Source organism: Kitasatospora sp. NPDC089913 (assembly GCF_044748625.1).
Lineage (GTDB): Bacteria > Actinomycetota > Actinomycetes > Streptomycetales > Streptomycetaceae > Kitasatospora.
In genome coordinates this window covers 243,460-255,924 of sequence record NZ_JBIVGI010000009.1, presented here as the reverse complement: position 1 = coordinate 255,924, position 12,465 = coordinate 243,460, and the positions used below count along the sequence as shown (strand labels likewise).

Annotated in this window: 11 protein-coding genes and 1 rRNA gene; all 12 read left to right on the top strand. The window is 72.2% G+C overall.

The genetic code is table 11. The features are described from left to right. Positions 1-93: ribosomal RNA gene (gene rrf / locus ACIPYS_RS17170) — 5S ribosomal RNA — on the top strand; the annotation flags it as partial. Positions 94-190: 97 nt separating this feature from the next. Next, the gene (locus tag ACIPYS_RS17165) at positions 191-811 is read left to right on the top strand and encodes a CDP-alcohol phosphatidyltransferase family protein (RefSeq protein WP_093859348.1); all 621 of its coding nucleotides are present in this window, start codon (positions 191-193) and stop codon (positions 809-811) included. Positions 812-935: 124 nt separating this feature from the next. Next, positions 936-3,431 (top strand): mannose-1-phosphate guanyltransferase, encoded by a 2,496-nt coding sequence (locus tag ACIPYS_RS17160; protein ID WP_093859347.1) that lies wholly within the window; start codon positions 936-938, stop codon positions 3,429-3,431. Between the two features lie 141 nt (positions 3,432-3,572). Continuing rightward, positions 3,573-4,727: a DUF881 domain-containing protein gene (locus tag ACIPYS_RS17155; protein WP_400746937.1), complete on the top strand. Its 1,155-nt coding sequence runs from the start codon at positions 3,573-3,575 to the stop codon at positions 4,725-4,727. After that, entirely contained in the window at positions 4,724-5,056 is a 333-nt protein-coding gene (locus tag ACIPYS_RS17150) for a small basic family protein (protein ID WP_030062488.1), read from the top strand. Before ACIPYS_RS17155 ends, ACIPYS_RS17150 begins: the two co-directional genes overlap by 4 nt. A gap of 457 nt (positions 5,057-5,513) precedes the next feature. Continuing rightward, positions 5,514-6,458 carry a DUF881 domain-containing protein gene (locus ACIPYS_RS17145; RefSeq protein WP_400746947.1) on the top strand — a complete coding sequence of 315 codons (945 nt, stop codon included), beginning with the start codon at positions 5,514-5,516 and terminating at the stop codon, positions 6,456-6,458. A gap of 448 nt (positions 6,459-6,906) precedes the next feature. Beyond that, entirely contained in the window at positions 6,907-7,449 is a 543-nt protein-coding gene (locus ACIPYS_RS17140) for an FHA domain-containing protein (RefSeq protein WP_030303564.1), read from the top strand. A 179-nt stretch (positions 7,450-7,628) separates the two neighbouring features. Next, on the top strand, positions 7,629-8,321 hold the full coding sequence (locus tag ACIPYS_RS17135) for a MerR family transcriptional regulator (protein ID WP_173862234.1): 693 nt from the start codon (positions 7,629-7,631) through the stop codon (positions 8,319-8,321). A 123-nt stretch (positions 8,322-8,444) separates the two neighbouring features. Next, positions 8,445-8,921 (top strand): bifunctional nuclease family protein, encoded by a 477-nt coding sequence (locus ACIPYS_RS17130; protein ID WP_030303568.1) that lies wholly within the window; start codon positions 8,445-8,447, stop codon positions 8,919-8,921. Between the two features lie 328 nt (positions 8,922-9,249). After that, entirely contained in the window at positions 9,250-9,912 is a 663-nt protein-coding gene (locus ACIPYS_RS17125; RefSeq protein WP_400746935.1) for a MerR family transcriptional regulator, read from the top strand. A gap of 123 nt (positions 9,913-10,035) precedes the next feature. Next, on the top strand, positions 10,036-10,821 hold the full coding sequence (locus tag ACIPYS_RS17120; protein ID WP_400746945.1) for a vancomycin high temperature exclusion protein: 786 nt from the start codon (positions 10,036-10,038) through the stop codon (positions 10,819-10,821). 54 nt (positions 10,822-10,875) lie between these two features. Further along, entirely contained in the window at positions 10,876-12,324 is a 1,449-nt protein-coding gene (locus ACIPYS_RS17115; RefSeq protein ID WP_400746933.1) for a DNA polymerase IV, read from the top strand. Positions 12,325-12,465 lie beyond the last annotated feature (141 nt).

Here is a 12,465-nt window from a genome sequence, read left to right as displayed (position 1 = left end):
ACGCCCGGTTACATTCCGAACCCGGAAGCTAAGCCTCACAGCGCCGATGGTACTGCAGGGGGGACCCTGTGGGAGAGTAGGACGCCGCCGAACAAATTTTCTGGAAGAGCCCCCGCCGGGTAATCGGTCGGGGGCTTTTCTGTTGTAAGGTCGACGTGAAAAGTTGCCATACGTGACAGGAGGCCCCCGGGTGGAGGTCCAGGAGACGCGGGTCCAGACCGATCGCGTCCTCACCATCCCCAACCTGCTGAGCATGGGCCGGCTGGTCGGTGTTCCGCTGTTCCTCTGGCTGATCCTCTGGCCGGTGTTCGACGGTCCGAACAACGACGGGTGGGCGTTGCTGATCCTGATGCTCAGTGGCATCAGTGATTACCTGGACGGGAAACTCGCGCGCAGGTGGGGGCAGATCAGCCGGGTGGGGCAGTTGCTCGACCCGCTGGCGGACCGGCTCTATGTGCTTTCCACCCTGGTCGGCCTGACCTGGCGTGAGATCCTGCCGTGGTGGCTGACGGCGATCCTGCTGGCGCGCGAGGTGTTTATCGCGGCGCTGCTGCCGATTCTCAACCGGCACGGCTACGGGCCGCTGCAGGTGAGTTTCCTGGGCAAGGCCGCGACATTCAATCTGATGTACGCGTTTCCGCTTCTGCTGCTCGGTGCCGGGGACAGTTGGATCGCCCGGCCGGCCGAGATCGTGAGCTGGGCGTTCATTTGGTGGGGTGCCACGCTGTACTGGTGGGCCGCCATTCTTTACGCGGTCCAGGTGCGACAGATCGTCCGCGGCCGCGCGGCCTCCTCGCCGTCCACGGTCTGAGACGTGATCTGAGAGAAGTCCCACGTCGCCACGGTGCGTCGGACGATACCTTCCGGGTAGACCTCCTCTGGAACGGTTTGATGGACCCGAACGGTCCACCACCGCGAAGGAGGACGCACCCGTAATGAAAGCCGTTGTTATGGCAGGGGGCGAAGGCACTCGACTTCGCCCGATGACCTCCAGCATGCCGAAGCCCCTGCTCCCGGTCGCCAATATGCCGATCATGGAGCACGTGCTTCGACTGCTGAAGCGGCACGGTCTCTCCGACACCGTCGTGACCGTCCAGTTCCTGGCCTCACTGGTGAAGAACTACTTCGGTGACGGCGAAGAGCTGGGCATGCATCTCACCTATGCGAACGAGGAGACCCCACTCGGCACTGCGGGGAGTGTCAAGAACGCCGAGGACGCCCTCAAGGACGACTCCTTTCTGGTGATCTCCGGCGACGCTTTGACCGACTTCAATCTCTCGGAATTGATCGAGTTCCACCGCAGCAAGAACGCATTGGTCACCGTCTGTCTCACCAGGGTGCCGAACCCCCTGGAGTTCGGTATCACGATCACCGACGACGAGGGCCGGGTCGAACGCTTCCTGGAGAAACCGACCTGGGGGCAGGTCTTCTCGGACACGGTGAACACCGGTATCTACGTGATGGAGCCCGAGGTCTTCGACTACGTCGCGGCCGGCGAGTCGGTGGACTGGTCGAGCGATGTGTTCCCCCAGTTGCTCAAGGAGGGCAAGCGGGTCTACGGCTATGTTGCCGAGGGCTACTGGGAGGACGTGGGCACCCACGAGAGCTACGGCAAGGCCCAGGCGGACGTCCTGGACGGCAAGGTCGAGGTCGAGCTCGACGGCTTCGAGATCTCGCCGGGTGTCTGGGTGGCCGAGGGGGCCGAGGTGGACCCGGAGGCGATTCTCCGTGGCCCGCTGTACATCGGCGACTACGCCAAGGTCGAGGCGGGCGTCGAGATCCGCGAGCACACCGTGCTCGGCAGCAACGTCGTGGTCAAACGCGGTGCCTTCCTCCACAAGGCGGTCGTGCACGACAACGTCTACATCGGGCCGCAGAGCAATCTGCGGGGCTGCGTGGTCGGCAAGAACACCGATGTGATGCGGGCCGCGCGGATCGAGGACGGCGCGGTGATCGGGGACGAGTGCCTGGTCGGCGAGGAGTCGATCATCGCGGCCAACGTCCGGGTCTACCCGTTCAAGACCATCGAGGCCGGCGCGGTCGTCAACACCTCGGTGATCTGGGAGTCCCGGGGGCAGGAGCACCTGTTCGGGGTGCGCGGTGTCTCCGGCATCCTCAATGTCGAGATCACCCCGGAGCTGGCCGTCCGGCTGGCCGGGGCGTACGCGACGACCTTGAAGAAGGGCGCGACCGTCACCATCGCGCGTGACCACTCGCGCGGTGCGCGGGCTCTCAAGCGGGCGATGATCTCGGCGTTGCAGACCAGCGCGATCGACGTCCGCGACCTGGAGAACGTGCCGATGCCGGTGGCCCGGCAGCACACCGCGCGGGGCAGTGCCGGCGGGATCTTCCTGCGCACCACCCCCGGGGTGCCGGACTCGCTGGACATCCTGTTCTTCGACGAGCGCGGCGCCGATCTCTCCCAGGCCGGGCAGCGCAAGCTCGACCGGGTCTACGCACGCCAGGAGTACCGGCGCGCGTTCCCGGGGGAGATCGGTGACCTGACCTTCCCGTCGAGCGTCTTCGACGGCTACGCGGGCAACCTGCTGCGGGCCGTGGACACCACGGGCGTGCGGGAGGCCGGTCTGAAGGTGGTCGTCGACACCGCGCACGGCAGCGCGGGACTCGTTCTGCCGAGCATCCTCGGCCGGCTCGGGGTGGAGGCGCTGACCGTCTCCGGCGGGCTGGACGAGGCACGGCCGACCGAGGACGCCGAGGAGCGGCGGGCCGGACTGGCCCGGCTCGGCGAGCTGGTCGCCTCCTCGCGCGCCGCCTTCGGCGTGCGGTTCGACCCGGTGGGCGAGCGGGTGGCCTTCGTGGACGAGCTCGGCCGGGTGATCGACGACGACCGGGCGCTGCTGGTCCTGCTGGACCTGGTGGCGGCCGAGCGGCGGAGCGGGCAGGTCGCGCTCCCGGTGACCACGACCCGGATCGCCGAGCAGGTCGCGGCCTACCACGGCACGCAGGTCATCTGGACCACGACGACACCGGACGATCTGGCCAAGGCGGCCGCCGCCGAGGGCACGGTGTTCGGCGGCGACGGCCGCGGCGGCTTCGTGGTGCCGGAGTTCAGCGGAGTGCTGGACGGGGCGGCGGCCTTCGTCCGGCTGGTCGGTCTGGTGGCCAGGACCCAGCTCACCCTGAGCCAGATCGACGCGCGGATCCCGCAGGCGCACATCCGTCGCAGGGACATCGCGACGCCGTGGGCGGCGAAGGGCATGGTGATGCGCTCGGTGGTCGAGGCGGCCGGTAGCCGGCAGCTGGACACCACGGACGGCGTACGGGTCGTCGAGGCGGACGGGCGGTGGACGCTGGTGCTGCCCGATCCGGCCGAGGCGGTGACCCATCTGTGGGCGGAGGGGCCGGACGACGCGGCGACCGAGGCCCTGCTCGACGAGTGGGCGGCGGTGGTCGACAGCGCCGGGCGGTGAGCCCGCAGCGGGGCGGAGCGGCGACCGCCGCTCCGCCCCGCTGTCCGTTTCGGGCGGTTGGTCGCGTTCTGGCGTATTTGAAATAGTTGCAGGTCAGGGGGCGTGCGCAGGGCCCTCGCGCGACATGGGACGATGGTCGGCATGTCAGCGACGCCGGGGCAGGGTGCCAGCAGTGGACGGTACAACCGTCCGGATGCCTCGATGTCCCTGCTGACCAATGTGATGGACCACAGCCTCGACGAGGGGTACGCCGAGGCGGCCGCCGCGCGGGGCGGGGCCGGGCCGTACCGGATACCGGGGACGGTGCGCGGGCTGATCACCCTGGGCGCCGGGCTGGCGCTGGTCGGCGCGGTCATCACGGTCGGGGCGGTGAACGCGCACAAGGCGGAACCCACGCTGGCCAAGGAGCGGGACGCCCTGATCCACCGGATCAACGACGCCAACGGTTCGGCGGACCGTCTTCAGCAGCAGGTCCAGGACCTGCGCCGGAAGGTCGACACCACACAGCGGCAGGCGCTCGCCCCGGGTGAGGGCGACCCGGCGGCCCTGGCCGGCGCGGTCGGTCTGGCCGAGGTCACCGGCCCCGGGGTGAAGCTGGTGCTGGAGGACGCGGCCGGGACGGGCGCCGGCGGGAACGTCGACCCGCGTGCCGGGCAGGGCTTCTCCAACAGCGGGCGGTTGCGCGACCGTGACCTCCAGCTGGTGGTGAACGGGCTCTGGTCCTCGGGTGCGGAGGCGGTCTCCATCAACGGGCAGCGGCTCACCGCGCTCTCGGCGATCCGCGCGGCCGGCGAAGCCGTTCTGGTGGACAACCGGCCGCTGGTGCCGCCCTACACGGTGCAGGCGCTGGGGGACGGGCCGCGGCTGCTGGGCGCCTTCGAGAGTGCCATGGCCGGCCAGTACCTGCGGCTGCTGCAGGAGAAGTACGGCATCAAGTCGACCCTGTCGGCGCAGAAGAGCCTGACACTGCCCGCGGCCGTCGGGGTGAGCCTGCGGACCGCGCAGCCCGCGGTGCCCGAGGCCTCGCCGAGCGGTGCTCCGGCGGCCGGTGCGAGCGGCTCGCCGTCCGGTGGCCCGTCGCCGTCGCCGTCCGCTCCGGCCTCCTCCGGTCCGTCCGCCGGGGCGTCGCCCTCGGCGAAGCCGAGCGGGACGACCCCCGCCAAGCGCTCACCGAGTTCGCCGGCCAGAACCACCACCTCGCCTCCCTCGGCGTCCTCCCCGCCCGCCAAGGGCTCCCGCCCGTCCACCACGACCACCGGGTCGTCCTCCGCAGCGACTGGAGCAGCTACACCGTGATTGCCGTACTGGGTCTCGTGATCGGCGTCGTCGTCGGACTCTTCGTCCAGCCCGAGGTGCCCGACGCCGTGGTGCCCTATCTGCCGATCGCGGTGGTCGCGGCGCTGGACGCGGTGTTCGGCGGCGTCCGGGCGATGCTGGACGGCATCTTCAACGACAAGGTGTTCATCGTGTCGTTCCTGTCCAACGTGGTGGTGGCGGCGCTGATCGTCTTCCTCGGTGACCAGCTGGGGGTCGGCTCGCAGCTGTCCACCGGCGTGGTCGTCGTCCTCGGCATCCGTATCTTCTCCAACGCGGCCGCGATCAGGCGCCATGTCTTCCGTGCCTGAGCCGGGCCGCGGGCGCGCGGCGGCGGAGGAGGAAGTGGACGGATCGGTGGGAGAAGTCGTGCGGGACGAGAAGCAAAGGGAAAGGTCCTCGGACGGGACGGCGACCGCCGGGGTCGAGGACGGGGCGGTGGCGGAGAGCACCGGGGAGCGCGAGGGGCCGGCGCCCGTTCGTCCGGCCGGGCGGGTCGAGCGGACCCCCGGGGTCGTGGCCGAGGCCGGGCCGGACCCGGAGCGCGTTCACGAGCGTGTCCCGGAGCCCGAGCGGGTGCCCGGGCCCGTGACGCGGCCGGTCCCCGGGGCCGCGGTCGTGCGCGCCCCCGGCGTGACGCCCGCGCCCGGACACGCACCGGTGGCACCGTCCGAGGCGAAGCCGGCTCCCGAACCCGTGCCCGCGCCCGAACCCGCGCCCGAACTCGCGCCTGAGCCCGTGTCGAAGCCCGAGCCCGCGCCGGAGCCGATGCTCGAGCGGAAGCCCGAGCGGAAGCCCGATCCCGTGCCGGAGCTCCGGCCGGTGCTCGCGCCGGAGCATTCGCCGCGGCCCGCGCCCGTGTCCGCTCCGAAGCCCGCGCCCGAGCCCGAGGAGGAGTCCGGGGCCGAGGAGGAGCCCGGGTTCGAGGAGGATCCGGAGGAGGTCGAGCCCGCGCCGATGTCGGTCTCCGCGCAGGCCGTGGACCGCCACTCCGGACGCCGGCGGCTCAAGGCGGCGCTGTGGCCGCCGAGGATGTCGCGCGGTCAGCTGGTGGTGGCCGTGCTGCTGTTCGCGCTCGGCCTGGGGCTCGCGATCCAGGTCCGCTCGACCAACGACCACCACAGCCAGCTGCGCGGCGCGCGCCAGGAGGACCTGGTTCGCATCCTCGACGAACTGGACAGCCGTCAGCAGCGTCTCCAGCAGGAGAAGGCGGAGTTGGAGCAGTCCCTGGCCAAGTTGGAGAACAGCTCCAACCAGGCCAAGGAGGCCCAGGAGCAGACCAGGAAGAAGGTGACGGAACTCGGCGTGCTCGCCGGGACCGTCAAGGCCACAGGTCCGGGCATCGTACTGACGGTCGATGATCCCCAAGGGCAGGTGAAGGCAGATATGCTGCTGGACACCCTGCAGGAACTACGAGCGGCGGGGGCGGAGGCGATTCAGATCAACGATGTGCGCGTGGTGGTCAACACCTACTTCACGGACGTGTCCGGCGGCGGTGTGCAGATCGACGGCAAGAAGGTCTCGGCTCCCTACCGCTTCACCGTCGTGGGGAATCCGCAGGACCTGACCCCCGCGCTGAACATCCCGGGGGGTGTCGTCCGTACTCTGGAGAGCCACCAGGCGCGTGCGACGATCTCCCAGCAGCAGAAGGTGGTCGTCGACGCACTCGTCGACTTGAAGACGCCGCAGTACGCCAAGCCGGCTCCGAAGTGACCAGCACACTCGGAGTGCCACTCCCGCCGGCCCGATCCACGACCGGGCCCGCAGTCTGTCCGAGGTTCTCACCCTGCCCCACGGGCGGGTCTGTCACACGCAAGGGGATTCGCCCGTGAGTTTCTTCTCGAAGTTGTTCGGTCGTAACAAGGGCCGCGACGCGGCCGCGGAGGCGCCGACCGCGCTGCACCGCAACTACGACGAGCCCGGTGTGCCGGGCATGCGCTCGGCCCCGGAGGGTGCGGAGTACGCCGAGCGCCCCATGTACCGGGACGGTGCCGGGGCCCAGTACACGGGGAATCAGGCGGGCTACGGCGCGTCGGTTGACCCCTCCGGCGCGCCGCGCATAGGTTTCCCGTCAGCACCCTCAACCTCTGGTGGAGGGTTTGCTCCGGACCCGTACGCCGGGCACAACCCGTCGGGTGTGCCGCGCCAGGAGGCTGTGAACATGGCTGGCCCGACTCCGTGCCCCAGGTGCGGCAACCAGAACCCGGCCTCGGCCCGGTTCTGTTCCAACTGCGGTACGGCGCTGCGGGGTGGGCTGCTGCCCGAGGGATCGGCCGAGACCACCTCGACCATCTCGATCTCCGGCCTGGAGTCGTACGACCCCAACACCACGACCGGGACCGGCACGCCGGCGCTCTCGGCCGAGGTGCTGGCGGCGATCGACGCGCTGCCGCCGGGCTCGGCCCTGCTGATCGTCCAGCGCGGCCCGAACTCCGGCAGCCGCTTCCTGCTGGACTCGGACAAGACCACGGCCGGCCGCCACCCGCAGGGCGACATCTTCCTCGACGACGTCACGGTCTCCCGCAAGCACGTGGAGTTCCGCCGGACGCCGGGCGGCGGTTTCACCGTCGCCGACGTCGGCAGCCTCAACGGCACCTACGTCAACCGGGAGCGGATCGACGAGGTCGCCCTGAACAACGGTGACGAGGTCCAGATCGGGAAGTACCGGCTGGTCTTCTTCGCCAGCCACAACCGGGGGTACTGAAACCAACGTCGGCAGGAGCCCGAGTGAGTACGAACACCCCTTCCTCTCCTCTCGGGGCGGCCACCCCCGCGTCGTCCGGTCCCAGGCCGGACCAGGGCGCGCGGGGCGTGGTCGCGGCCCCCAGGCAGCCGGTCCGTCCGGACCGGCCCGCCGGGCGGCGGCGCGGCGGCGACGAGCTGCTGAGCATCGGCGCGGTGCTGGCCTTCCTGCGTGACGACTTCCCCGAGGTCACCATCTCGAAGATCCGCTTCCTGGAGGCGGAGGGACTGGTCGAGCCGCAGCGCACACCCTCGGGGTACCGCAAGTTCAGCCCGGCCGACGTCGAGCGGCTGGCCTACGTGCTGCGGATGCAGCGCGACCACTACCTCCCGCTGCGGGTGATCCGCGAGCACCTCGACGCGATCGAGCGCGGCGAGGCCCCGCCCGCGCTGCCCGCCGCCGACACCCGGCCGGGCCCGCTGGAGGAGGCCGACCGCGAGCTGACCGCCGGGGCCGAGGCCGCCACCGGGGTACGGCTGGGCCGGGCCGAACTGCTGGCGGCCGCCGAGGCCGGCGAGACCGCGCTGGCCGAGTGGGAGGCCTACGGTCTGGTCGCCCCGGGGCCGGACGGCGGGTACGACGGCGAGGCGCTGCAGGTTGCCAGACTGGTCGCGGAGCTCGGCCGGTACGGCCTGGAGCCCCGGCACCTGCGGGCCATGAAGGCCGCCGCGGACCGGGAGATCGCGCTGGTCGAGCAGGTCGTGGCCCCGCTGCGGCGGCACCGGAACCCGCAGACCAGGGCGCATGCCGAGACCACCGCCCGGGAGCTGGCGACACTCTCCGTACGGCTGCACGCGGCCATGGTGCAGGCGGGTCTGCGGGCCCGTCCGTAGGGCGCCGGGCCCCGGCCCGCGAGGGTCGCGCCGGGACCGTGCGCACCGCCCTCGCCGGGGCCCTGACCAGCACCGTCGGCGCTGCGCTTTCATATCCGGGGCGGGAGCCATAGGGTTGCGTGTGTGAATGAGCTCGACGTCGTGGGTGTCCGGGTGGAGATGCCTTCCAACCAGCCGATCGTGCTGCTCCGCGAGGTCGGGGGCGATCGGTACCTGCCCATCTGGATCGGCCCGGGCGAGGCGACCGCGATCGCCTTCGCTCAGCAGGGCATGACGCCGGTGCGCCCGCTGACGCACGACCTCTTCAAGGACGTCCTGGAGGCCCTCGGCCAGCAGCTCACCGAGGTCCGGATCACCGACCTCCGTGAGGGCGTCTTCTACGCCGAGCTGGTCTTCGCCGGTGGGGTGGAGGTGAGCGCCCGGCCGTCCGACGCGATAGCGCTGGCGCTGCGCACCGGGACGCCGATCTACGGGAGCGAGGAGGTGCTCGCCGAGGCGGGCATCGCGATCCCGGACGAGCAGGAGGACGAGGTCGAGAAGTTCCGCGAGTTCCTGGACCAGGTCTCGCCGGAGGACTTCGGCGGCAGCGGCCCGCAGTAGTCGTCCCGCCGCCCGGTGCCGGTCCCGGGGTGGGCCCGGGGCGGCTCGCCGACTGCCCGGGGGCTGATCGTGGTTGCTCGGTGGTGATGGCCCGGGCGGTGCCCGCGGCCGGACTTCGGGTCGGCGGGCGACGGCCGTTTTGCCAAAAAACGCGCACCTACCCACACTGGGGGCACGAAAAACCACCCTCCTGAGTGATGTGGTCTGTTCGGCCCGGCGTGGCGATCGTTGACGGGCCATAGGGGACTGCCTACCGTCAGGAGGGGCTGCCCGGGTGTCCGACGCCCGCGGCCCGGTTTGCCCGCAGCACGAGTGGACGGAGGTAGGCATGACCGGCACTGGCGACGAAGTGGCCACGGGAGGCCTGTGCACCGTGCACCTGCCGCGCACCGCCCGCACCGTGACCGAACTGCCCCGGACGGAGCTGCCGCGGGTGGGCCGGTTCCCGGCCGTGCAGCCCGGCCAGCCCGCGATCGAGCGGCTCTCGCCGACCTCCGAGCTGATCGGCTACCGCGGCCCGACCGCCTGCGCGGCGGCCGGCATCACCTACCGGCAGCTGGACTACTGGGCCCGCACCGGGCTGCTGGAGCCGAGCGTGCGCTCGGTGTACCCCGTGAGCAGCCAGCGGCTCTACAGCTTCCGCGACATCCTGCTGCTGAAGATCGTCAAGCGGCTGCTGGACGCCGGGGTCTCGCTGCAGAACATCCGGGTGGCGGTCGCCCATCTGCAGGCCGTCGCCGAGGTCGCGGACCTGGCCGGGACGACCCTGATGTGCGACGGCGCGACGGTGTACGAGTGCACGACGCCGCAGCAGGTGGTCGACCTGATGAAGGGGGGCCAGGGGGTCTTCGGCATCGCGGTCGGCGCGGTCTGGCGGGAGCTGGAGCTCACCCTGGACCGGCTGCACGCCGAGCGGACGGACACCGGCGAGACGGTGGTCGGCCACGATCCGGCGGACGAGCTGGCGCAGCGGCGCAACCGCGCGGTCTAGGGCCGACTTCTCCCTCGCGCGACGCGGGGACTCCGGAACGACGCCGTGGGCCCGGACGGGGAACCGTCCGGGCCCACGGCGTCGTCGTGCCCGGTGAGCCGAGACGAGGGAGGGCACGTGCGGTTGGGTTCCGGCATCCCCGGGCTGGTGCTGCGAAGGGCGGCGGGGTTCGGCCGGCGGCTGCGCCGGCGACCGGCCCAGCGGCGGCTGTTCCAGCTGGTGACGCTCGGCTGCTCACTGGCGCTCGCGCCGAGCGCCTGGCTCTGGATCTCGGCCGGCGACCGGGTGGGGACGGTGGCGAGCGCGCCCTCGGCGCCGGTGGCGGTGGTGTTCGGCGCCGGGCTGTTCGACGGGAAGCCCTCGCCGTACCTGGCGCACCGTCTGGACGCGGCGGTGGAGCTGTACGAGCGGCAGAAGGTGCGCGCGATCCTGGTGACCGGCGACAACGGCCGGACCAGCTACGACGAGACCGACGCGATGCGCCGGTACCTGGTCGAGCACGGGGTGCCGGAGGTGCGGGTGGTCGGCGACTACGCGGGCTTCGACACCTGGGACTCCTGCACCCGGGCGCACCGGATCTTCGGGGTGGACCGGGCGGTGCTGGTGAGTCAGGACTTCCACGTCCGCCGGGCGCTGGCGCTCTGCGAGGCGGCGGGGATCGACTCGTACGCGGTGGGTGTGCCGGAGGTCAAGGACCTCACCTGGCTGTACGGCGGCTTCCGGGAGGTCCCGGGGGCCGGGAAGGCGCTGCTGAACGCCTGGCTGCGGCCGGACCCGCTGTTCCTGGGGCCGCGCGAGCCGGGCATACCGGAGGCGCTGGCGGACGCGGGCGCGGCCGGCCCGGGCGGTGGCGCCGGAGACGGCGCGGCCGGTGGTGGCGACGGCCAGGTCGGCGCAGGGGTGCGCTGACCTCCGGCGGCCGGGTTCGGACACGTTGTCGGACCCTTGCGGCATGATCGGCGGGTGCGGTCACTGCCGAGCATCATCCACCTCGACATGGACGCCTTCTTCGCGGCGGTGGAGCAGGCGGCCAAGCCGAGCCTGCGCGGCAAGCCGGTGATCGTGGGCGGGCTCGGCGGGCGCGGGGTGGTGTCGACGGCGTCCTACGAGGCGCGGAAGTTCGGGGTCCACTCGGCCATGCCGATGGCGCAGGCGCGCCGGCTCTGTCCGAACGCGGCCTTCCTGGCCGGCCGTTTCGAGGCTTACCGGCGGGCCAGCGGGCTGGTGATGGGGCTGCTGCGGGAGCTGTCGCCGCTGGTGCAGCCGCTCAGCCTGGACGAGGCCTTCGTCGACCTCGAGGCCGGTCCGTACGGTCCCGTGCTGGCCGAGGCGGAGCACGGGACGGGGGAGCGGCTGCTGCTGGCGCTGGCCGAGGACCTGCGTGCGGACATCGTGGAGCGGACCGGGCTGACCGCCTCGGTCGGGGTGGCCGGCTCCAAGCTGATGGCCAAGATCGCCTCCGAGCAGGCCAAGCCGGACGGCCTGGTGCTGATCGAGCCGGGGCAGGAGCGCGCGGTGCTCGGGCCGATGCCGGTGCGGGCGCTGCCCGGGATCGGCCCGGCCACCGAGCAGGTGCTGCGGCGGGCGGGGCTGAACACGGTCGCCGAGCTCGCCGAGGCGGGCGAGGCGGAGCTGGTGCAGTTGCTGGGCAAGGCGCACGGCGTCGGTGTCCACGCCATGGCCATAGGGCTGGACGACCGGCCGGTGGTGGCGGACCAGGACGCCAAGTCGGTGTCGGTGGAGGACACCTTCGAGGTCGACCTGGCCGACCGGGACCGGGTGCTGCGCGAGGTGGAGGCACTGGCGCTGCGCTGTGTGCGGAGACTGCGCGGGGCCGGGCGCTCGGGGCGGACGGTGGTACTGAAGGTACGGCGGTTCGACTTCTCGACGCTGACCCGTTCGGAGACGCTGCGGGGGCCGACGGACGACGAGGCGGTGGTCGTGGAGACGGCGCGACGGCTGGCCTCCCAGGTGGACATCACCGGCGGGGTGCGGCTGCTGGGTGTCGGGGTGGCGCAGCTGGCCGACTACACCCAGGAGGACCTGTTCGCGCAGGCCGTCCGGGAGGAGGCGGCGGCCGAGGCCGAGGCCGGAGCCGGGGCGGCCGTGGAGGAGGAGCCGGAGCCGGCCGAGGAGCAGGCGGTGCCGGTGCGCCGCTGGCTGCCCGGGCAGGACGTGCGGCACGCCGAGCACGGGCCGGGGTGGGTGCAGGGCAGCGGGGTGGGGCGGGTGACGGTCCGGTTCGAGACGCCGTGGAGCGGGCCGGGCCGGGTGCGGACCTTCCGGATCGACGATCCGGCGCTGGAGCCGGCCCGGCCGCTGCCGCTGCGCCCGGGGTGGCCCGGGGCCGAGGACGGGGACGGGGACGAAGCGGGGGCGGAGGGTGCCGGGGGCGGTCCGGAGCAGGGCTGACCGGTTCCTCCGCCGGCTGCGGGAACGAAGCGGCCCCACCCCGCGGGGGGGGCCGGGGGGGCCGCCACGGTACCCGGGCGGGGGCGGGGGCGCTGCCCGCGGCGCCCCGTCGGGGCCGGTCCCCCCGCCCCGGCCCAGGGC

Coding starts and splice junctions, on each gene's coding strand:
- ACIPYS_RS17125 (WP_400746935.1), top strand. CDS start 9,250: ATGACCGGCACTGGCGACGAAGTGGCCACGGGAGGCCTGTGCACCGTG.
- ACIPYS_RS17140 (WP_030303564.1), top strand. CDS start 6,907: ATGGCTGGCCCGACTCCGTGCCCCAGGTGCGGCAACCAGAACCCGGCC.
- ACIPYS_RS17155 (WP_400746937.1), top strand. CDS start 3,573: ATGTCAGCGACGCCGGGGCAGGGTGCCAGCAGTGGACGGTACAACCGT.
- ACIPYS_RS17145 (WP_400746947.1), top strand. CDS start 5,514: ATGCTCGAGCGGAAGCCCGAGCGGAAGCCCGATCCCGTGCCGGAGCTC.
- ACIPYS_RS17160 (WP_093859347.1), top strand. CDS start 936: ATGAAAGCCGTTGTTATGGCAGGGGGCGAAGGCACTCGACTTCGCCCG.